The following is a 20,281-nucleotide window of genomic DNA, read 5'->3' on the forward strand; positions in this document are numbered from 1 at the left end:
GGGGCACAGCATCGACGGTCCTTCTCACCAGATCCTTACCGGATCCCGCCCGACGTCCTCCTTCGGGCGACTCGCACGACGCGTCAGATCGAATACCATCGCTGCCGTCATGGAGTTCCTGATATTGGGTCCGATGGAGGCGCACCGCGCCGGCAGCCGGGTCAACCTCGGTCGCAGGCAGGAACGACGCCTACTCGGCGTGTTGCTTCTGACGCCCGGCCGGATCGTCGACACCGACCGGCTCATCGATCTGATCTGGGACGGCAGCCCGCCCGAACGCGCACGCGCGGCGATACACACATACGTCGGCCGGCTACGCACCGTGCTGCGCGACGGCCCGGCACACCTCGCGACGCGACCCTCCGGCTACCAGCTCGACGCGGCACCGGATTCGATCGACGCCCATCGCTTCACCGCCGACGTCGAACGCGCCTGTGAGATACCCGACTCAACGGGTCGGGCCGAGGCACTGGCCGGCGCGCTGAAGGCGTGGCGCGGGCCGCTGATGGCCGATGTGAGCGACGACCCGTTCCGGCGGCGGGTCGGTGCCGCCTTCGACGAACTGCGCCTGTCCGCCCTCGCGCGGCTCGCCGAGGCCTGGCTCGAGGCCGACCGTCCGGATCGCGCGGCCGACGCACTGGCCGGACTCGTGGCCGCCGATCCCGCGCAGGAACGACACGTCGGCCTGCTCATGACGGCGTTGCACCGGGCGGGGCGGCGGCTCGACGCGCTGGAGGCGTTCCGGGTCACCCGCCGGGTGCTGGCGCAGGATCACGGCGTCGCGCCCGGGCCGGACCTGCAGCGGCTGCACTTCCGGATCCTCAGCAACGACCCGGGACTCGACGTGTCCGCGCGGCGGATCGTGGCCCCGGCGGCGCGCGCCACGTTCGTCGGCCGCCACGCCGAACTGCGCCGGCTGGACGACCTGACCGGCAAACCCGGCGCGGTCGTCGGCGTATCGGGTGCGCCCGGGGTCGGCACGACCGCGCTCGTCCTCGAGTGGGCCCGCCGCGCCGCCGAACGCTTTCCCGACGGCCACTGCTACGTCGACCTGCGCGGCAACGTCGAGGAGTGTCCGGCCCAGCCGGCCGACGCGATCGCCCGCACGCTGCGGGCCCTGGGCGTTCCGGCCGAACGCACACCCGACGACGAGAACGAGGGCGTGCGGCTGCTGCGCTCGGTGCTGGACGGCCGGCGCTCGGTGCTGCTGCTGGACAACGCCCGCTCGTTCGCGCACGTCGCATCGATCGTCCACAGTGGAGCGGCGCGGGCGCTCCTGGTCGCCGGCACGGGCCCGTGGCACGGCATCCCCGAACTGCGCGTCGGCCCGCTGGCGCCCGCGGACTCCGTGGCGCTTCTCGCCGGCCTGCTCGACGGCGCGGCGGTGGATCTGCCCCGCCTGGCCGAACGCTGCGGCCACCACCCGCTGGCGCTCCGCCTGGCGGCCACGTGGCTGCGCACCGACCCGGAACTGCCGTTCGACGGCGGCGCACCGGACCCGCTCGAAGCGGTCGTGGGAACGGCCTACCGACGACTGGCACCGCCGGAACGGGCCCTGTTCCGCGCGCTCGGCCCGCTGGCCGTGCCGGAGCTGACCGCGCAGGGCGCCGCACGGCTGTGCCGCACCGATCCGGTCCGGGCCGGAACGACCCTCGGCAACCTGCGCGACGCCGGCCTGCTGGTAGAACTGGCACCCGGGCGCTTCGCCATGCACGAACTCGTCCGCCGGCAGGCGGATCTGTGCTCCAAGCGGGAGGACTCGGCGGAGGTGCGGGAAACGGCCATGCGGCGGCTGTTCCACTGGCACACCGAACGCCTGTCCTGAGACGGCGATGTCAGCACACTCACGGCAACGGCCCGATCATCGACCGCTATGATGATCCATCATGCGGCTCCCCCCGCTCGTCACCCGGATCCGAGCCGCCGCGATGCACGCGTTCGAGCCCCTCCTGGGCGGCCTCGTCCTCAACCTCCTGCACGCCGCCGACCTCACCGGCCCGTATCCACTGTGGACGTTCAACGCGATCCTCGCCGCCTGCGTCGTCTACCAGCAGCCGGCCGTGCAGCAGCGGCTGACCGGCGGCGATCTGAGCAGGTTCCTGTGGCCGCGGCTCGGGTTCCACGTCGCGATGTACACCGCCGTGCTGGTGGTCGTCGGCTGGGGTCCGTTGAGCGGCATGGCGTTCATCGGCACGCTCTTCATCCACCTGCGCTGGGCGGGCTCCGTCGCGTGGCCGCCGGCCGCCGTTCTCGGCGTGACGTCCGTGGTGGTCGGCCAGGTCGCCATCGCCGCCGGGTGGGTCTTCTCCTATCTTCCGATTCCCCAGGGGAACGCCATAGCGGCCATCGTGACCGTCACGGTGTTGCTGGTCTCGCGCCTTCTCGGCCTCACGGTGAAACAGCGGGAGCAGGCCGAACAGAAGCTGCGCAACAGCGAGGAACGCTTCCGCACGCTCATTCAGAACGCCGCCGACGTCATCACGGTCGCCGACACCGGGGGCCGTATCGACTATGTCTCGCCGTCGGCGGCGACGGTGCTCGGCAGCCCGCCGGAGAAGCTGACCGGCTCCAGCATCACGGATCTCGTGCACCCCGACGACAAGGCTCTCGTCGAGGACGGGCGGGAGCGCGTGACCGAGCTGCGGATGCGGCACGCCGACGGTTCGTGGCGGTGGCACGAGGCCTACGTGCGGGACCTGCGCGACCTGCCGTCCGTCAACGGGATCGTGCTCAACCACCGGGACATCACGCGGCGCCGCGACGACCGCGAACGCCTGCTCTACGAGGCGTCCCACGACGCGCTCACCGGTCTGCTCAACCGGGCCGCGCTGTGGCGGCTGCTGGAGGAGTCGCTGCGCAAGCGGCAGGTGGCGCTGCTCTACATCGATCTGGATCGCTTCAAGCACGTCAACGACACCATGGGCCACGACGCGGGCGACGCGCTGCTGACGGCGTTCGCGGCGTTGCTGCGGCGGTGTGTCCCGGCGTCGGACGCGGTCGCCCGCCTCGGTGGGGACGAGTTCGCGGTGCTGCTGACCGGTGTCCGGTCCGCGGACGACGCCACCGCCGTCGCCCGTCGTCTCATCGGGGAACTCACGGAGCCACTGCGCATCAACGACCGCGGCGTGTACGCGAGGGCCAGCATCGGCGTGGCGGTCGCCGGCCGGGACGACGACGCGGGTTCGCTCATGCGCCACGCCGACCTGGCGATGTTCAGCGCCAAGCGCCGCAAGGTGGGCACCTGGCAGTTGTACGTCGACGGGATGGCCGAGGACGAGACCAGCACCGCCGCGCTCGAACTCGACCTGCGGCACGCGATCCGCGACCGTCAGCTGCGGCTGCAGTTCCAACCGATCGTGGATCTGGAGACCGGTGTCCTCAAGAGCGTGGAGGCGCTGGTCCGCTGGCAACATCCGGTGCACGGCAGCCTCGGCCCGGCGGCGTTCGTGCCGCTGGCGGAGAAGCAGGGGCTCATCGCCGAACTCGGCGGCTGGGTCCTGGAGACGGCGTGCACGGAGGCGCTGCGGTGGCAGCGGCACGGCCGGCGGCTGAGCGTGAACGTCAACCTCTCCCCGCGGGAACTGGAGCGCGGCCCCCTGGTCGAACGGGTCCTCACCGTGCTGCGGCGCACCGGGTTCGACGCCGGCAATCTGGTGCTGGAGGTGACCGAGAACGCCCTCGTGGACGAGACGGTGATCCCGCAGCTGGCGACGCTGAGCGCGCACGGCGTGCGGATCGCCCTGGACGACTTCGGCACCGGCTACTCGTCGCTGCGCTACCTGACCCGCCTGCCGGTCGACATGCTCAAGCTCGACCGGTGCTTCGTCGCCGAGCTGAACGGCACCCAGGAGGGCGCCGCCGTCGCCGACGCGGTGAGCCGGCTCAGCACGGTGCTGCGGCTGGACGTGGTCGCCGAGGGCATCGAGAACGCCGCTCAGGCCGACGAGCTGCGCCGCCTGGGGTTCCGGGCGGGGCAGGGCTACCACTTCGCCCGGCCCCTGGACCCGGAACAGGTCGACGCGCTGCTACTCGAAGAGGCGCTGCCCCTGCTGCCAAATCGTCAGCACTGAGAACACCCCGAACAGGGCGATGGACCAGACCAGCGCCGCGATGCGGTAGGAGCGCACGCGGATCGGTTCCGGGAGCTTCCGCCGGTTCAACAGAAGCAACAACCCGGAGTAGACGAACATCATGAAGCCGCCGACGCAGGCCGAGATGACGAGCAGGATCAGCGGCTGGTCGAACCCGGCGGCCAGGATGAGGCACCCGATCAGCACCAGCCCCCACACCAGCCCGAAGTAGATGCGACTCTCCGAGACGCGCGGCAGGTACGCCGTCTTGAGCACGTCGGCCGCGAGCCGGCTGGTGTAGTCGACGATGCCCATGGCGGCGGCGAAGAGCGACAGCGCCCCGACGACCCAGAAGAGCGTGCCGAACCAGGGCGCCACGGCGTCCTTCAGCGCCTCCCCCTCGACCTGGAGGAACTTCACGCTGTTGGCCAGGTCGTCGCGGCCCGACACGGTCGAGTAGGCAAGCATCGACATGAACACGATCGTGATGAACGAGATGGCGCCGAAGGTGACCGCCTGCTCGATGTTCGCGACCTTCCACCAGCGGCGCCAGCGCGCCAGGTTCGCCTCGGTCGGCTCGAACGTGTAGCCCGTCGAGCCGCTCGCCTCCTCCTGGCCGGTGACCGGGCTGACCAGGCGCGGCACGTAGCGGCCCATGCCGAAGCCCTTGTCCCGGATCCAGTTGCTCTGGCACAGGTTCTGCCCGCCGCCCGCGCCGGCGAACGCGAGCGCGGAGAGCATCAGCGCGAAGCCCAGCTCGTCCGGGAACCGGGGCGCGGTGACGGTTCTCGGCAGTTCGGCCCAGGCGTCGGCGGTGATCGCGAAGACCACGGCACCGATGATGAGCAGCACCACGAGCCCGACCTTGAGGAACTGCGTCCGTTCCAGCAGGACGTAGACGACCGGCGCGAGGGTCAGCGAGATGCCGATCACCAGCAGCATGCCGACGGCGATCCAGGTCGCGTTGCCGCCGAACAGGTAGGTGACCAGCGTGGCGGAGCTGGTCGCCCAGCCCGGCCAGAGGTTGGCGAAGTAGGCCAGGATCGCGAAGACGAGACCCCAGTGCCGCCAGAAGCGGGAGAACCCGGTCAGCGCGGTCTCACCGGTGGCGAGCGTGTACCGCTCGATCTCCATGTTGATGAACCACTGCGTCACGATGCCGATCAGCGCGGCCCACAGGAATACGAGGCCCACCTGGGAGGCGATGTACGGCCACAGGATGAACTCGCCGGACGCGAGGCCCACGCCCGCGGCGACGACACCCGGGCCCACCACCCGCCAGGTGGAACGGGGAGCTTCGGGCAGCTCCTTGACCGGAAGAACAGAGGTCACCCGGCGGGGCTACCCGAAGCGCGAAGATCGATAAACCTCAGCAGCCCGGCAGGCGCTCGATCAGGTACGTCTCGATCTGGCCGAGCGACACCCGCTCCTGCTTCATGGTGTCGCGGTTGCGAACCGTCACGGCGTCGTCCTGCAGGGTGTCGAAGTCGACGGTGACCGCGAACGGCGTGCCGATCTCGTCCTGGCGGCGGTAGCGGCGGCCGATCGCGCCCGCGTCGTCGAAGTCGACGTTCCACCGCTTGCGCAGGGTGGCCGCGAGGTCGCGGGCCTTCGGCGACAGCTCCGGGTTGCGCGACAGCGGGAGCACCGCCACCTTGACCGGCGCCAGCCGCGGGTCGAACCGCATCACGGTGCGCTTGTCGACGCCGCCCTTGGTGTTGGGCGCCTCGTCCTCGTCGTACGCCTCCAGCAGGAACGCCAGCACCGCGCGGGTGAGGCCGGCGGCCGGCTCGATGACGTAGGGCATCCAGCGCTCGCCCTTGTCCTGGTCGAAGTAGGACAGGTCGACGCCGGAGTGCTTGGAGTGCGTCGACAGGTCGAAGTCGGTGCGGTTGGCGATGCCCTCCAGCTCCGCGAACTCGCTGCCGCCGAAGCGGAACCGGTACTCGATGTCGACGGTGCGCTTGGAGTAGTGCGAGAGCTTCTCTTTCGGGTGTTCGTAGTAGCGCAGGTTGCCCTCGGAGAGGCCGAGGTCGAGGTACCAGCTCCAGCGCTCACCGAGCCAGTACTCGTGCCACTTCTCGTCGGTGCCCGGCTCGACGAAGAACTCCATCTCCATCTGCTCGAACTCGCGGGTCCGGAAGATGAAGTTGCCCGGCGTGATCTCGTTGCGGAAGCTCTTGCCGACCTGCGCGATGCCGAACGGCGGCTTCTTGCGCGCGGCCGTGGCGACGTTCTGGTAGTTGACGAAGATGCCCTGGGCGGTCTCCGGGCGCAGGAAGTGCATGCCCTCGTCGCTCTCGACCGGGCCGAGGAACGTCTTCATGAGGCCGTTGAACATCTTCGGCTCGGTGAACGTGCCCTTGTTGCCGCAGTTGGGGCAGTTGAGCTCGCTCAACGAGAACGGCTTGTCGGCGCCGTTCTTCTCGACGAACGCCTCTTCGAGGTGGTCCGCGCGGAAGCGCTTGTGGCACGACTGGCACTCGGTCAGCGGATCGGTGAACTCCTCGACGTGGCCGGAGGCGACCCAGACCTGACGGGCCAGCACGACGGCGGAGTCGAGGCCGACGATGTCGTCCCGCTGCTGCACCATCGTCCGCCACCACTGCCGGCGCACGTTCTCCTTGAGCTCCACCCCGAGCGGGCCGTAGTCGTAGGCGGAACGGGTACCGCCGTAGATCTCGCTGGAGGGGAAGACGAAGCCGCGCCGCTTGGCGAGGCTGACGACGGAGTCGATGCGGTCGGCCATGGTTTTCTCCTCCTGGGCGCCGGCTGGCTGTCGGCGCGTTGGTCCGTTTAGGGTTCGACGGGGATTGGTTCGGCGGGATTCACGATCTCAAACGCATACCGAAGCGTACGGTTACGCCGGCACACGGGCACCTACATTACCCATCGATCCCGCGCCGCCCGGTCGCGGATGGCTCACTCGATGTCGCAGATGCTGAGGGTGGCGTCGGCGGTCGGGTTCTCGGCGGTGGCGAAGTAGTACTTCTCGGTGATGTCGCCCCCGTCGGTGACCAGCGTGGCGGTGACACTGATCTCGGCGGCCACCGATGCCGTGCCGACCCGGAAGCTGGTGAACGGCCGGTCGCGGTACCGCGTGGCCAGCCGGGACGTGCTCACTTCGGCCTGCAGTTCCTTGCAGAACAGCGCCCGCGCGGCGCCGTAGTCCTCGCCCTGCACGCGCTTGAGGTACTCCGTGACGAGCGCGGCCGCCTGACGTTTGGTGGTCTCCATGGCCCCGGCGTAGACGACGCCGATGCCGACGACGCTGCCGATGCAGCACAGCACCATCACCAGGCCGCCGACGCCGAGCCCGATCCACAGGCTCCGCTTGTTCTTGTCCGAGGGTGGGGCCGCGAACGGCGGCGCGACGCCGGGCCCGGCCGGAGGTGGCGGGACCCCCACGCCGGGCGGGGCCGTAAACGTACTCACACCGAGAATGTTATCGGCGCTCACGTCCGGTCGCTGGTAGCGGTGCGGACCTCGCCGCCCGGCGCGGCCGACAGGAGCACCTCGTACGCGGAGGGCTCGTCGATCGACTCCGCGAGCAGCGGCGTCGCCGAGATCTTCACGTCGAACGCCGACAGCGCCCGCCGGTACGCCCCGACGGATTCCCACTCGACGGCGAGGCACCAGTAGCGCGGGTCGTCCGCGGCGCGTCCGAAGCGGCCGGCGACGTAACCCGGCCGGGCGGCCAGCGCGGCGAGTGCCGCCTCCGCCCGCGGCAGGAACGTGTCCTCGTCGTCCACGACGAACCGGTTCACCACGAGCACCAGCCACACCACCTCGGAAGATAGGGTCGGAGTTTCCCCCGCCCCGCGAGAGACCCGCAGCGAGGATACGCATGCTGAAGAAGCTGAATCCGACCAACGTCTTCCTGATCACGCTCGCCCTGATCCTGCTGTCGCTCTTCACGCCGGGGCCGCTCGGCGGGCTGCTCCTGCTGGTCGTGGCCGGATTGTCCGGCTGGCTGTTGATGAGCACGTGGTCGCGGCTGGACCCGATGTCGCGCGGCATCCGCCTGGCGATCCTGGGGCTGATTGTGATCATCGCCGTACAGCGGTTCATCTGACCGCCCTCCAGTTGACAACGATTGTCATTAGCGGTCACAGTGGGCTCGTGCGAAACAAGCTCGTAGCCTGCGCCGCCGCGTTCACCCTCCTGGTGAGCGGCTGTGCCGACGACCCCTCCGGCGCCGAGGACGGGAAGCTCTCCGTCGTCGCCGCGTTCTACCCGCTGCGCTACCTGGCCGAGCGCATCGGCGGCGACACCGTTCGGGTGACCGACCTGGCCAAGCCCGGCGTGGAGCCGCACGACCTGGAGCTCGAGCCGAAGCAGGTGGCCACCGTGGGCGCCGCCGACCTTGTCGTGTACCTCGCCGGGTTCATGCCGGCCGTCGACGACGTGATCGCCGACGAGGCGAAGGGGAAGGCGTTCGACGTGGCGGGGGTCGAGCCGCTCGCCGACGCGCCGCCCGGCGCCGAGGAGGAAGAGGAGAGCGGCGAGAAGCACGCCAACGAGGGCAAGGACCCGCACGTGTGGCTCGACCCGACCCGCTTTGCCGCGATCGGTGACAAGCTCGCGGAGCGGCTCGCCACGGCCGACCCCGACCACGCCGAGGCGTACAAGGCCCGCGCGGCGGAGGTCCGCGGCCAGCTCACCGCGCTCGACGGGGAGTACACGAAGGCCCTCGCCACCTGCCAGCGGCGGGAGATCGTCACCTCGCACGCGGCGTTCGGGTACCTCGCGGCGCGCTACCGGCTGACGCAGGTGCCGATCAGCGGCCTGTCCCCCGAGGGGGAGCCGAGTCCGCAGCACGTCGCCGAGGTGGCCACAATGGCCAGGGAGAAGGGCGTGACCACCATCTTCTTCGAGACGTTGGTCAGCCCGAAGATCGCCGAAACCCTCGCCAAGGAGGTCGGCGCCAAGGCGGAGGTGTTGGACCCGTTGGAAGGCATCGAGGCCGGCTCGAACGCGGACTATCTTTCGGTGATGCGCCAGAACCTGGGCAAGCTCACCGCCGCACTGAGCTGTTCATGACGGTCGTTCACATCAGGGACGGGGTGGTCGCCTACGGCGGCCGCCCCGTCCTGCACGGCGTCGAGGCCCGGGTCGAGGCCGGCGAGACCGTCGCGGTCCTCGGCGCCAACGGTTCGGGCAAGTCCACCCTGGTCCGCGCGGCCCTCGGCCTGGTCCCCCTGCAGCGTGGTGAGATCTCCCTCTTCGGAACGCCGTTGCGCCGCTTCCGCGACTGGGGCCGGGTCGGATACGTGCCGCAGCGGCTCGGCGCCGGCAGTGGCGTGCCCGCGACGGTTCGCGAGGTGGTCAGCGCCGGACGGTTGGCCCGCCGGCGGTTGGGCCGGCCGGGGCGCGCCGCCGACCGGGACGCCGTGACGGCCGCGCTGGAATCCGTCGGGCTGGCCGCCCGGGCGGGAGATCAGGTCGACACGCTCTCCGGCGGGCAGCAGCAGCGGGTGCTCATCGCGCGCGCCCTCGCCGGCGGTCCCGACCTGCTCGTTCTCGACGAGCCCACGGCCGGGGTGGACGCCGGGAGCCAGACGGCGTTCGCGGAGGTGCTGCACATCTTCGGCGCGGCCGGCGGCACGATCCTCCTCGTCGCCCACGAACTCGGCCCGCTGGCGCCGCTCGTCGACCGCGCGATCGTGGTGCACGACGGCCGGATCGTGCACGACGGCGACCTCCCCGAACCGGTGGGCCACCACGCCGCGTTCCACCACGAGCACCTCCACCCGCACGCCCCGGAAGAGACGAAGTCCCTCTGGTGAACCTCTTCGCGTACGACTTCATGGTCCGCGCCCTCATCGGCGTGGTGCTGACCGGCCTGATCGCTCCCGCCATCGGCATCTACCTGGTGCAACGGCGGCTGTCGCTGATCGGCGACGGGCTCGGGCACGTGGCGTTGACGGGCGTCGGCGCGGGTCTGCTGTTCGGCCGGTCGCCGGTGATCGCCGCCGTGGTGGCCGCCGCGATCGGTGCCGTCGTCGTCGAACTGGTCCGCGAACGCGGCCGCACCTCCGGCGACGTGGCCCTCGCGATCCTGTTCTACGGCGGCATCTCCGGCGGGGTGATGCTGGTCAGCCTCTCCGCGGGTTCCAGCAACCGGAACCTGATGTCGTACCTGTTCGGCTCGCCGCTCACGACCTCGACCGAGGACCTGTACGTGATCGGTGTGCTCGCGGCGGCCGTGCTCGCGGTGGCGCTGTTCCTGCGGCCGTGGCTCTTCGCGGTCTGCCACGACGAGGAGTACGCGCGGGTCAGCGGGCTTCCGGTCCGTTCCCTCAACATCCTGATGGCGGTGACGACGGCGGTGACCGTCACCGCGGCGATGCGCACGGTGGGCCTGCTGCTCGTGAGCGCCCTCATGGTCATCCCCGTCGCGACGGCCCAGCGGATGAGCCGGGGTTTCGCCGCCACGATGGGGTGGGCGATGGCGCTCGGCGTGCTGACCGGCGTGACCGGCCTGTGGACCGCGTGGCAGGCGGACAGCGCGCCCGGGGCCACCATCGTGCTCGTCGCGATCGCGGCGTTCGTGCTGGTCACCGCCGGCATGGTGGTCAAGGGCCGGCTGGCCGGGCGGGAGCGGCCCGCGCCCGCCGCGGAGACCGAGCCGATCGAGTGCGCCATCGACAGGGCGGCGCAGCGGGATACCGTATCTGGGTGAGCAGCACTGACCACTCCCCCGCGCAGCGCAACACCAAGCAGCGGGGAGCCGTCGCCGCGGCACTGCGCGACGTCGAGGGCTTCATCAGCGCGCAGGACCTGCACGCCCAGCTGCGCTCGCGCGGCGAACGGGTCGGCCTCACCACCGTCTACCGCACGCTGCAGGCCCTCGCCGACGCCGGCGCCCTCGACGTCATGCGCCCGCCCGGCGGCGAACACCTCTACCGGCGCTGCAGCGACGGGCACCACCACCACCTCGTGTGCCGTTCCTGCGGGGCGACCGTGGAGGTGCTCGGCCCGACCGTGGAGACCTGGGCCGACCGGGTGGCCGCCGAGCACGGCTACACCGACGTGGCCCACACATTGGAGATCTTCGGTACCTGCCCAGCGTGTAAACGCTGAAGGGCTCATCCTTCTTGCGTGAAGGTCTATGCCGAACGGCCGGGTGCCGCATTCCGTCAGGTGATCACCGACCTGCTGGTCGCGCTCTGGGTGTACGCCTGGGTGCGCGCCGCGTTCTTCGTGCACGAGTGGATCGACAAGCTGGCCGTGCCCGGGGAGAAGCTCGCGGGCGCCGGGGACCGGATGGCCGAGCAGCTGCGCGACGCGGGCAACAAGGCGGGTCGCGTGCCGGTGGCGGGCGACGATCTCAAGAAGCCGTTCACGAACGCGGGTGACGCCGCCTCGCAGGTCGCCGACGTGGGACGGGAACAGCAGGAGATCGTGCACCAGCTGGCCCTGGTCCTCGCGATCGGGCTGCTGGTGCTGCCGCTCGGCCTGGTCCTGCTCGTGTGGCTGCCCCGGCGGCTGCGCTGGATGAGCCGCGCCGGAACGGCCGCCAAGCTGCGCACCGCCTCCGCCGGCCGGGACCTGCTGGCGCTGCGGGCGTTGGCGACGCAGCCGCTGGAAAGGCTCACCCGCCTCGACCCGGACATCGCGGCCGCCTGGCGGCGCGGCGACGGCGACGCGGTGCGCGCGCTCGCCGAGCTGGAACTGAGCGGCCTCGGCCTGCGCCGCCCGCGCACCAACAGGTAGGCCGCGCACCGCTAGGTAGCCCGGCGCCAAAGTGGTGGGGCGTTACGCAGGTCTCGCCGCACTTTTGACCCGCGTAACGCCCCACCACTTGCGCTCAGAGCTTGCGGCGCACGTCGTCCGAGGTCGAGGCGCCCGGCTGCCACTTCTGCACCCAGTCACCCGTGGCCGGCGGCGGCACGATGCCCTCCTCGAGGAACGCGTACCGCCCCGCCAGCACCCGCTTCGCCGCCTTCACGTCGATCGCGTCGGTGTTCTCCCAGAGCGCGTCGAAGAGCGCCTCGGCGCGCAGCCGCGCCTGCCGGCAGAACAGGTCGGCCAGTTCGACCCCTTCGGGACGGCTCGCCTTCTCGGAACGGGCCCGCACGCAGGCGGCGCTGATGGCGTACAGCTCCGCCCCGATGTCCACGATCCGCCCGAGGAACGCCTGCCGGTGCTCCATCGCGCCCTGCCAGCGGCTCATGCCGTAGAACGTCTCGCGCGCCATGCGGCGGGCGGCCCGTTCGGCCCAGCGCAGGTGCCCGGCCAGCGGCCCGTACTCGCCGTACCCGCCCGGCAGCTGCCCACGGCCGACGGCCAGCGTGGGAAGCCACTTCGCGTAGAACCCGCTCGCCTTGCCGACGGCCTTCGCCTTCTTGCCGAGGTCCGCCTCCGGGTCGATGATGTCGCCGGCCACGGAGAGGTGTGCGTCGACGGCCTCGCGGGCGATCATCAGGTGCATGATCTCCGTGGAACCCTCGAAGATCCGGTTGATCCGCAGGTCGCGCAGCACCTGTTCGGCGGGGATCGGGCGTTCGCCGCGGGCGGCCAGCGACTCGGCGGTCTCGTAGCCCCGCCCGCCACGGATCTGGATCAGTTCGTCGGCGACCTGCCAGGCGATCTCGCTGGCGTACAGCTTGACCAGGGCGGCCTCGATGCGGATGTCGTTGCGGGCGTCGTCGGCGAGCAGGCAGGAGACCTCCAGCATCGCCTCCATGCCGTAGGTCGACGCCGCGATGAACGCGATCTTCTTCGCCACCGCCTCGTGCCGGCCGACCGGGCGACCCCACTGGGTGCGTTCGGCGGCCCACTGGCGGGCCACGTGCAGGCACCACTTGCCGGCGCCGACGCACGAGGCGGGCAGCGAAAGGCGCCCGGTGTTGAGGGTGGTCAGGGCGATCTTGAGGCCCTGGCCCTCCTTCCCGATCAGGTTCTCCTTGGGAACGCGCACGTCGTGGAAGCGGGTCACGCTGTTCTCCAGGCCGCGCAGGCCCATGAACGCGTTGCGCCGCTCGACGGTGACGCCCGGCGTGTCGGCCTCGACGACGAACGCGCTGATCCGGCCGTTCTCCGTCTTGGCCATCACGATCAGGATCGTGGCGAGGGTGCCGTTGGTGGCCCACAGCTTGACGCCGTTGAGCACGTAGTCGCCGTCGGCCGAACGCGTGGCGGTGGTCCCGAGACGGGCCGGGTCGGAGCCGACGTCGGGCTCGGTCAGCAGGAACGCGCTCACCTCCCCGCCGGCGAGCCGGGGCAGGAACTTCGCCTTCTGCTCCTCGGTCCCGAAGAGCTTCAGCGGCTGCGGCGCACCGATCGACTGGTGCGCCGAAAGAAGAGCACCCAGCGCCGGGTTGACCGAGCCGGTCAGCGCCAGTGCGCGGCAGTAGTGCAGGTTGGACAGGCCCAGCCCGTCGTGCTTGTCGTCGATCTTCATGCCGAACGCGCCCAGCTCACCGAGGCCGCGGATGACCTCGTCGGGGATGCGTGCGTCGCGTTCGATGGCGAGGCCGTCGACCTCGCTCTCCAGGTAGCCGCGCAGCCTCCCGATGAACTCCTCGGCGCGCGCGGTGCGCTCCGGGTCGGGCTGGGGCAGCGGGTCGATCAGGTCGAGCCGGAGCCGGCCGAGGAACAGTTCCTTGCCGAAGCTCGGTTTGCGCCACTCGGTCTCGCGCGCGGCCTCGGCGACCTGCCGGGCTTCCTTCTCCGAGACCTGGGCGCCGTGCGGGTCGGTGGTCGTCACGGCAACTCCCTTCGGGCGTTCGTGGCATGCACCTTACCCGCGAGTAGCATTCGGAAACAGGCCCTTGCGCGCGGCTAAGGTAGATCGATGACACGCACAGTCGTCGTATCCGGCGGGGGCACCGGGATCGGCCGGGCGGTGGCGGAGACGTTCGCCGCCGACGGGGACAAAGTGGTGATCACCGGCCGTCGCGCCGACGTGCTCGAACGGGCCGTGGCCGAGATCAAGGGCGACGTGAGCGCCGTACCGGCCGACCTGACCGTTCCCGATGACGTGCGGCGGGTCGCCGAGAGCGTCGACGCCGTGGACGTCATCGTCAACAACGCCGGGGCCGGATCGTCGTTCGGGCCCCGGGAGACCCTCGAGGAGCACGCCGCCGCCTGGCGCCGCGAGCTCGACCTGAACGTCCTCACCGCTGTGCTGCTCACCGAGGCGCTGCTGCCCAAACTGACCCGACCGGGCGGCCGGATCATCGGGATGAGTTCGATCGCGGCGCTGCGCGGGGGCGGCGGGGCGTACAGCGCGGCGAAGGCGGCGCTGCACGGCTGGTGTCTCGCGCTCGCCGGCGACCTGGGCCCGGAGGGCATCACCGTCAACGTCGTCGCGCCCGGGTTCATCGCCGAGACCGAGTTCTTCGGCGGGCGCATGTCGCCCGAGGGCTACGCCTCGCGGGTGCGCAGCACCGTCGTCGGCCGGGCCGGCGCACCCGAGGACGTCGCGGCGATGGTGCGCTACCTGGCGTCGCCCGAGGCCGGGTTCGTCACCGGGCAGGTGCTCCAGATCAACGGCGGCGCGCTCTTCGGCCGCGGCTGATCACACGCTCCGGGTGCGGTCGATGATCGCGCCCGCCAGCGCGGCGGGTGCCTGTTCGGCGATCCAGTGGGTCACGCCGCCCAGCGTCACCATCCGGTAGTCGGCGCTCACGTGCGCGGCGCAGCCGTGTGCGGCCGTCGGGCCGATCGCCACGTCGCCGTCGCTCCACACGAACGTCGTCGGCACCGACACCGGCGTCGGATCACCGGAGACCCGGCGGTTGTAGGCGCGGTACCAGTTCAGGGCGGCGGTGAGTGCGCCCGGCTCGCGCAGCGGCTCCACGTAGCGTGCACTGGAGACCCGGGCGTCGTCGAACAGCCGGCGCAGCCGCGCGGCGTCGTCGGCGAGCAGCACCTCCTCGGCCTTGCCCTGCTGGCGGAACAGCAGGATGTACGAGGAGCGCCGCTGCTGGTCGGGGTCGTCCCGGACGGCAGTGTCGAACGCGGCCGGATGCGGCACCGACACGGCCGTCCAGGTCAGCACGCGCGCGGCGTGGTGGGCGGCGAGCCGCCAGCCCACCACCGCACCCCAGTCGTGCCCGACGACGTGCGCCCGGTCGATGCCGAGGGCGTCCAGGAGAGCGAGCGCGTCGGCGGCCAGTTCGTCCACGTGGTAGGCCTCGACCTCGGAGGGGCGCGCGCCCGGCGAGTAGCCCCGCTGGTCGGGCGCGATCGTGCGCAGCCCCGCCGCGTGCAGGAACGGCACCACCGGCGCCCACATGTGCCGGTTCTCCGGGAAGCCGTGCAGGAGCAGCACCGGCGGGCCGTCCTCGGGACCCGCCACGTCGACGTCGAACGTCAGGCCCCGGGTCGTTACGCGGATCATTCCTCGTACTGGTTGTGCGGGGCCGGGATGGGGTGGGACTCCGTCACGTCGAGGTACGGGATCACCCCGTCGTTGACGACGTCCTTGACGGTGCGGTCGGTGTAGGTCCCGGTGACCTCGAGCCAACTGTCGGCGGCAAGGCCGGCCGGCACCGCACCGGCGAGCCCGATCTTGATCGGCCGGGCGTCGGCGGCACAGCAGCTCAGCACCATGCGGGCCAGGTACGGGGCGCCGTCCTCGCCGATCAGCACGAAGCCGGAGAGCTTGATCTTCCGGTCGCCGAGCGACTTGCCGTCGTCGTACACGGCGCGGGTGGCGTAGTCGATCACGCTGATCCGCACCGGGTCGCCGGCGGGCAGCGGCGGGAACTCCGACACCTCCTGGATGGCGGTGCCGCTGCGGCCGGCCGCGTAGGAGCCGAGCGCCGGCGGCGCGACCAGGAGCAGCGCGAAGACGGGCAGCACGAGCAGCCACGCCACCTTCGGGTCGTGGGAGTGCCCGTGCCCGTCGTGCTCGTCGGCGTGCTCCGCCGCTTCCACGAAGCCGTCCGGAACGGCGCCGCCCGAAGCGGGAACGACCTTGCGCGGGCGCAGCTCGTACCAGAGCGTCGTCACCGCCGCCGCCACCAGCAGCAGCCCGGCCACGATCAGGAACGGCCGCAGCCCCTCCTTCACGTACCGCAGGTAGAGATCGGTCACGCTCGCCCGCAGGATCGCCCCGCCGACGAGTAGGAGCACCACGGCCTGCGCCTGCCGGTTCAAAACAGGATCACCCCAACCACCACGGACACCAGGATCGCGACCCCGAACGTCGCCGGCGCGAACCGCACCGCGAACGACCTCCCGAACGTCCCGGCCTGCATCGCGAACAGCTTCAGGTCCACCATGGGCCCCACGACGAGGAACACCAGCCGCGACGTCAGCGAGAACTGCGACAACGACGCCGCCACGAACGCGTCCGCCTCCGAGCAGATCGACAGAAGAACGGCCAGGAGTGCGAGCCCGATCACCGACAGCACCGGGTTGTCCGCGACCGCCTGGAGCCATCCGGCGGGCACGACGGCCTTGAGCGTGGCGGCCGCCATCGCGCCGATCACCAGGTAACCGCCGGCGTGGATGGTGTCGTGGCGCACCGAGCCCCAGAACGCCGCCGCCCTCCCCTCGCCCTCGAACGACGGCCGGGCCGGCGGGCGCATCCAGTCCGTGCGCCCGAGCCGCAGCCACAGCCAGCCCATGACGGTGGCGACGACGAGGCTCGCGAGGAACCGGGCGACCACCATCTCCGGATTGTTCGGGAAGGCGACGGCCGTGGCGGTGAGCACGATCGGGTTGAGCGCCGGGGCGGCGAGCAGGAACGCCAGCGCCGCGGCCGGCGTCACGCCGCGCCGGATGAGCGCACCGGCGACCGGCACGGACGCGCACTCGCAGCCGGGCAGCACGACCCCGCCGGCGCTGGCCACGGGCACGGCGAGAACCGGCTTGCTGGGCAGCACCTTCGCGAAGAACGACGGCGGCACGAAGACGGCGATGACGGCGGAGAGCACCACGCCGAACACCAGGAACGGCATCGCCTGCGTGACGACGGCGATGAAGACGGTCATCCAGGTCTGCAGCGCCGGCGCCGACATGGCGCGGCTGATCGGCACCTGGAAGAGCACCACCAGCACCAGCACCGCGGCGAGGACCTCGACCGAGCCGGGCCGCCAGCCGCGCGACGGCGCCCCGTCCGCCGGTGGTGGCGGCGGCGTCTCGACAGACGTGTCGGTCGTACTCACCCGCACCTCCCGCCGGTTGGACACAGACGCGGCACAGCCTAGCCGCTCGCGATGGACGTCCGAAGAAGCCCGTGCGACGATCGTCCCGTTCACATCCGACAGGGGAGCGCACAGCGCTGAGAGTGCGGCACCGAAGCCGCAGACCCTTGAACCTGATCCGGGTAATGCCGGCGCAGGGAGATCGGGAGGGCCGTCATGGCTGTCTCTGGTGGTTCCATTAGGCGTTCGTCGACCGGGCGTTGGCGCACCGTCGACATCGTCGTCGCGTCGGTGATCGCCGTGGCGTTCGGTGTCGTGTTCTGGGGGTGGGGGAACCTCTGGACGGCGACCGGTGGCGCGTTCACGTTCTTCCCGCCGGCGCAGGCCGTGATCTACGGCGTGTGGCTGCTGCCGGCCGTTCTCGGCGGGCTGGTGATCCGTAGGCCGGGCGCCGCGCTGTACTGCGAGACGCTCGCCACGGTCGTCTCCGCGCTGCTCGGCACCGCGTGGGGCGGGCTCGTCATCCCGCAGGGCATGGTGCAGGGGCTCGGTGCGGAGCTGGTCTTCGCGGTGTTCCTGTACCGGCGGTTCACGCTGCCGGTGGCGTTGCTCGCCGGTGCCGGTGCCGGGCTGGCCGCGGCCGTGTGGGACACGGTGGCGTACTACGCGGGCACGGAGTGGGTGTCGTTCCGGCTGCCGATGATCCTGATCACCGCGGCCAGTGCGGCGGTGGTCGCCGGGGCGGGCGGGTTCGCGCTGACCGGGGCGCTCGCGCGCACGGGTGTGCTGGACCGGTTCCCGTCCGGAAGGGAACGGGCCGCCGTGTGAGCCGATCGATCGCGGGCCCACCCGTTGAAGTGACAGCGCGCGGGTTCGGGTGGCGGTACGCGGGGCGTCGGGCGTGGGCGGTACGCGACCTGGATCTGACGATCGGGGCCGGTGAGCGGGTGCTCCTGCTCGGAGCGTCGGGGGCGGGCAAGAGCACGGTGCTGGCGGCGTTCGCGGGGCTGCTCGCGGACGACTCCGGGGAGCGCGCCGGGACGGTCTCCGTCGGTGGGCGCGATCCGCGGGAGGCCCGGGCCGAGGTCGGGATGCTGTTCCAGGACCCGCAGACGTCGCTGGTGCTGGAGCGCTCCGGGGACGACGTGGCGTTCGGACTGGAGAATCACGGCGTCCCGACCGCCGAGATCTGGTCGCGGGTCGATTCCGCGCTCGCCGAGGTCGGTTTTCCCTATCCGAGGGAACGCCCCACGCACGCACTTTCCGGCGGTGAGCAGCAGCGGCTGGCGCTGGCGGGCGCGTTGGTGATGCGGCCGGGGCTGCTCCTGCTCGACGAGCCGACCGCCAACCTCGACCCGCTCGGCGCCGACCTGGTGCGCACCCTGCTCAAGGGGCTCACCGGGCAGACCATGGTGCTCGTGGAGCACCGCGTCGCCGAGGCGGTGCCGCTGGTCGACCGGGTGATCGTGATCTCCCCCGACGGGGTGCTCGCCGACGGCGACCCCGAACGGGTCTTCGCCGCGCACGGCGCCGACCTCGCCGCGCAGGGCGTGTGGGTGCCGGGTGCCACGGGCGGCGCGCCGCGCCGGGCGATGCGGCCGCGCGGCGACACCCTGCTGCGCGCCGACGGGGTGGGCTTCCGGCACCGGGGCTCGACGGTGCCCGTTCCCTATGGAATCGATCTGGAGATCGCGGAGGGTGAGGTGCTCGCGGTCCGCGGTCCGAACGGCGCCGGCAAGAGCACCCTCGCGCTGCTGCTCGGCGGCCTGCTGCGGCCGACGCACGGCGACGTGACCGCGACGGCGGCCCTGGCGGGCGGTGACGCCCGGACCCCGCCGTGGCGCTGGCGGGCCGCGACGCTGGCCGGGCACATCGGCTCGGTCTTCCAGTCGCCGGAACATCAGTTCGTGACCTCGCGGGTGCGCGACGAGATCGCCCTCGGCGGCGTCCCGGCGGAGACGGTCGACGACCTGCTCACCCGCCTGCGCCTGGAACGCCTCGCCGAGGCCAACCCGTGGACCCTCTCCGGCGGGGAGGCGCGGCGGCTGTCCGTGGCGACCGCGCTGGCCCGGGCGCCGGGGCTGCTGGTGCTGGACGAACCGACCTTCGGGCAGGACCGGCGCACCTGGTGGGAGTTGATCGAGCTGACGGCCCGGCTACGCGACGACGGCCGCGGCATCGTGGTCGTCACCCACGACGGCGACCTGGTCGACGTCCTCGCCGACCGGGAACTGCACCTGTGAGCGAGCGGGAAGCATGCGGCGCGCTCGCGCGCCGCAACGCGGTGGCGAAGGTGGGGGCGGGGATCCTGCTGTCGCTGCTGCTGCTCGTGGCCGTCGACCCGGTGACGCCCCTCGTCGCGCTGGTGCTCGAGCTGCTGGTCGTGCCGTTCGCGGGGGTGGGCTACGGGCTGCTGCTGCGCCGGTCGTGGCCGCTGCTGGTAGGTGCGGTGAGCGTCTTCGTGATCACGGTGCTGTTCGGGGCGCCCAGCGGCTCACCGGTCGCCGCGCTCGGCCCGTTCGAGATCACGTCGGACGCGCTCGTGGCGGGCCTGGGCTTCGCCGTGCGGCTGCTCGCGCTGGCCCTGCCCGGGATTCTGGCGTTCGCCACGACCGGGGCGACCGAACTTGCCGACGCGCTCATCCAGCAGGTGCGGGTGCCGGCGCGGTTCGCGATCGGGGCGTTGGCGGCGTTCCGGCTGGTGCCGCTGCTGATGGCGGAGTGGCGGACGCTCACGCTCGCCCGGCGGGCCCGGGGCATCGACGCCGGCGCCAACCCGTTCGCCCGGCTGCGGCTGTTCGCCGGCACCGCCTTCGCCCTCCTGGTGGGCGCGATCCGGCGGGGCACCCGGCTGGCGGTGGCGATGGAGGCGCGCGGCTTCGACGCCGGGGTGCCGCGCACCGTGGCCCGGCCGGTGTCGTTCACCCTCGCGGACGCGCTCGTGGTGGCCGGCGCGGTGGCCATCGTGGCCGTATCGATGCTGGTCAGCGTGGGAACGGGTACCTTCGCACCGCTGTGGTGAGATTGCTCCTGCGGCGCGGTGCGGCGCTCCGACCGGGGCCGTGCCGCTGCTGCGCGAGGCGGCGCTGACGGCCCGGAGCGCCG

20 protein-coding genes and 1 riboswitch are annotated in these 20,281 nt (G+C 71.7%); of the genes, 12 read left to right on the plus strand and 8 right to left on the minus strand.

Annotated elements, in window-relative coordinates; genetic code table 11:
* The first annotated feature begins 109 nt into the window (after positions 1 to 109).
* Together Val02_RS19860 and Val02_RS19865 are read left to right on the plus strand one after the other, a co-directional pair.
* On the plus strand, positions 110 to 1,825 hold the full coding sequence (locus Val02_RS19860) for an AfsR/SARP family transcriptional regulator (protein ID WP_203900609.1): 1,716 nt from the start codon (positions 110 to 112) through the stop codon (positions 1,823 to 1,825).
* 61 nt (positions 1,826 to 1,886) lie between these two features.
* Positions 1,887 to 4,070 (plus strand): putative bifunctional diguanylate cyclase/phosphodiesterase, encoded by a 2,184-nt coding sequence (locus Val02_RS19865; RefSeq protein WP_203900610.1) that lies wholly within the window; start codon positions 1,887 to 1,889, stop codon positions 4,068 to 4,070.
* Here Val02_RS19865 and Val02_RS19870 read toward each other — a convergent pair.
* The 4 genes from Val02_RS19870 to Val02_RS19885 all read right to left on the minus strand — a co-directional run bounded on the left by Val02_RS19870 (position 4,026) and on the right by Val02_RS19885 (position 7,846).
* Complete coding sequence (locus Val02_RS19870) at positions 4,026 to 5,402, minus strand: Nramp family divalent metal transporter (RefSeq protein ID WP_203900611.1); 1,377 nt, start codon at positions 5,400 to 5,402, stop codon at positions 4,026 to 4,028. The two genes, Val02_RS19865 and Val02_RS19870, sit on opposite strands and share 45 nt — an antisense overlap.
* A 37-nt stretch (positions 5,403 to 5,439) precedes the next feature.
* Positions 5,440 to 6,819: a glycine--tRNA ligase gene (locus Val02_RS19875; RefSeq protein ID WP_203900612.1), complete on the minus strand. Its 1,380-nt coding sequence runs from the start codon at positions 6,817 to 6,819 to the stop codon at positions 5,440 to 5,442.
* A gap of 173 nt (positions 6,820 to 6,992) precedes the next feature.
* The gene (locus tag Val02_RS19880; RefSeq protein WP_203900613.1) at positions 6,993 to 7,505 is read right to left on the minus strand and encodes a hypothetical protein; all 513 of its coding nucleotides are present in this window, start codon (positions 7,503 to 7,505) and stop codon (positions 6,993 to 6,995) included.
* 20 nt (positions 7,506 to 7,525) lie between these two features.
* Positions 7,526 to 7,846: an antibiotic biosynthesis monooxygenase gene (locus Val02_RS19885; protein ID WP_203900661.1), complete on the minus strand. Its 321-nt coding sequence runs from the start codon at positions 7,844 to 7,846 to the stop codon at positions 7,526 to 7,528.
* A 71-nt stretch (positions 7,847 to 7,917) separates the two neighbouring features.
* Here Val02_RS19885 and Val02_RS19890 point away from each other — a divergent pair, with 71 nt between their 5' ends.
* From Val02_RS19890 to Val02_RS19915, 6 genes are read left to right on the plus strand one after another with little or no spacing between them, the layout of a single operon-like run.
* A complete protein-coding gene (locus Val02_RS19890; protein ID WP_203900614.1) occupies positions 7,918 to 8,145 on the plus strand; it encodes a DUF6703 family protein in 228 nt (75 codons plus the stop codon).
* A 47-nt stretch (positions 8,146 to 8,192) separates the two neighbouring features.
* A complete protein-coding gene (locus tag Val02_RS19895; RefSeq protein ID WP_203900615.1) occupies positions 8,193 to 9,113 on the plus strand; it encodes a metal ABC transporter substrate-binding protein in 921 nt (306 codons plus the stop codon).
* Entirely contained in the window at positions 9,104 to 9,859 is a 756-nt protein-coding gene (locus Val02_RS19900) for a metal ABC transporter ATP-binding protein (protein WP_373317917.1), read from the plus strand. Before Val02_RS19895 ends, Val02_RS19900 begins: the two co-directional genes overlap by 10 nt.
* A complete protein-coding gene (locus Val02_RS19905; RefSeq protein WP_203900617.1) occupies positions 9,856 to 10,755 on the plus strand; it encodes a metal ABC transporter permease in 900 nt (299 codons plus the stop codon). Before Val02_RS19900 ends, Val02_RS19905 begins: the two co-directional genes overlap by 4 nt.
* Positions 10,752 to 11,156: a Fur family transcriptional regulator gene (locus Val02_RS19910; protein ID WP_203900618.1), complete on the plus strand. Its 405-nt coding sequence runs from the start codon at positions 10,752 to 10,754 to the stop codon at positions 11,154 to 11,156. The genes Val02_RS19905 and Val02_RS19910 overlap by 4 nt, the downstream gene beginning before the upstream one ends.
* An 18-nt stretch (positions 11,157 to 11,174) precedes the next feature.
* Complete coding sequence (locus Val02_RS19915; RefSeq protein WP_203900619.1) at positions 11,175 to 11,789, plus strand: hypothetical protein; 615 nt, start codon at positions 11,175 to 11,177, stop codon at positions 11,787 to 11,789.
* 94 nt (positions 11,790 to 11,883) lie between these two features.
* Here the strand turns inward: Val02_RS19915 and Val02_RS19920 are convergent, their stop codons facing one another.
* Positions 11,884 to 13,785, minus strand: a complete 1,902-nt coding sequence (locus Val02_RS19920; protein ID WP_203900620.1) for an acyl-CoA dehydrogenase family protein — start codon at positions 13,783 to 13,785, stop codon at positions 11,884 to 11,886.
* 87 nt (positions 13,786 to 13,872) lie between these two features.
* Between Val02_RS19920 and Val02_RS19925 the strand changes: the two genes are divergently transcribed.
* On the plus strand, positions 13,873 to 14,598 hold the full coding sequence (locus Val02_RS19925) for an SDR family NAD(P)-dependent oxidoreductase (RefSeq protein WP_203900621.1): 726 nt from the start codon (positions 13,873 to 13,875) through the stop codon (positions 14,596 to 14,598).
* Here Val02_RS19925 and Val02_RS19930 read toward each other — a convergent pair whose 3' ends face one another.
* From Val02_RS19930 to Val02_RS19940, 3 genes are read right to left on the minus strand one after another with little or no spacing between them, the layout of a single operon-like run.
* Positions 14,599 to 15,420, minus strand: a complete 822-nt coding sequence (locus Val02_RS19930; RefSeq protein ID WP_203900662.1) for an alpha/beta fold hydrolase — start codon at positions 15,418 to 15,420, stop codon at positions 14,599 to 14,601.
* Entirely contained in the window at positions 15,420 to 16,184 is a 765-nt protein-coding gene (locus tag Val02_RS19935; protein WP_203900622.1) for a TIGR03943 family putative permease subunit, read from the minus strand. The genes Val02_RS19930 and Val02_RS19935 overlap by 1 nt, the downstream gene beginning before the upstream one ends.
* On the minus strand, positions 16,181 to 17,197 hold the full coding sequence (locus tag Val02_RS19940; protein WP_239153189.1) for a permease: 1,017 nt from the start codon (positions 17,195 to 17,197) through the stop codon (positions 16,181 to 16,183). Before Val02_RS19940 ends, Val02_RS19935 begins: the two co-directional genes overlap by 4 nt.
* Positions 17,198 to 17,287: 90 nt before the next feature.
* A riboswitch (TPP riboswitch) is annotated at positions 17,288 to 17,394 on the plus strand.
* Between the two features lie 19 nt (positions 17,395 to 17,413).
* On the opposite strand from Val02_RS19940, the gene Val02_RS19945 reads away from it, so the two are divergent.
* The 3 genes from Val02_RS19945 to Val02_RS19955 are packed head-to-tail and all read left to right on the plus strand — an operon-like array spanning position 17,414 to position 20,198.
* Positions 17,414 to 18,004, plus strand: coding sequence for an ECF transporter S component (locus Val02_RS19945; protein WP_203900664.1), 591 nt, complete (start codon positions 17,414 to 17,416; stop codon positions 18,002 to 18,004).
* Entirely contained in the window at positions 18,001 to 19,419 is a 1,419-nt protein-coding gene (locus Val02_RS19950) for an ABC transporter ATP-binding protein (protein ID WP_239153190.1), read from the plus strand. Before Val02_RS19945 ends, Val02_RS19950 begins: the two co-directional genes overlap by 4 nt.
* Positions 19,416 to 20,198 (plus strand): energy-coupling factor transporter transmembrane component T family protein, encoded by a 783-nt coding sequence (locus Val02_RS19955; RefSeq protein ID WP_203900623.1) that lies wholly within the window; start codon positions 19,416 to 19,418, stop codon positions 20,196 to 20,198. The genes Val02_RS19950 and Val02_RS19955 overlap by 4 nt, the downstream gene beginning before the upstream one ends.
* Positions 20,199 to 20,281 lie beyond the last annotated feature (83 nt).

The sequence above is a fragment of the Virgisporangium aliadipatigenens genome (genome assembly GCF_016863615.1).
GTDB lineage: Bacteria > Actinomycetota > Actinomycetes > Mycobacteriales > Micromonosporaceae > Virgisporangium > Virgisporangium aliadipatigenens.

What these genes read in the sequence shown, in the direction of transcription:
- Val02_RS19860 (WP_203900609.1), top strand. Translation starts at nt 110, where the DNA reads ATGGAGTTCCTGATATTGGGTCCGATGGAGGCGCACCGCGCCGGCAGC.
- Val02_RS19875 (WP_203900612.1), bottom strand. Translation starts at nt 6,819, where the DNA reads ATGGCCGACCGCATCGACTCCGTCGTCAGCCTCGCCAAGCGGCGCGGC.
- Val02_RS19890 (WP_203900614.1), top strand. Translation starts at nt 7,918, where the DNA reads ATGCTGAAGAAGCTGAATCCGACCAACGTCTTCCTGATCACGCTCGCC.
- Val02_RS19925 (WP_203900621.1), top strand. Translation starts at nt 13,873, where the DNA reads ATGACACGCACAGTCGTCGTATCCGGCGGGGGCACCGGGATCGGCCGG.
- Val02_RS19865 (WP_203900610.1), top strand. Translation starts at nt 1,887, where the DNA reads ATGCGGCTCCCCCCGCTCGTCACCCGGATCCGAGCCGCCGCGATGCAC.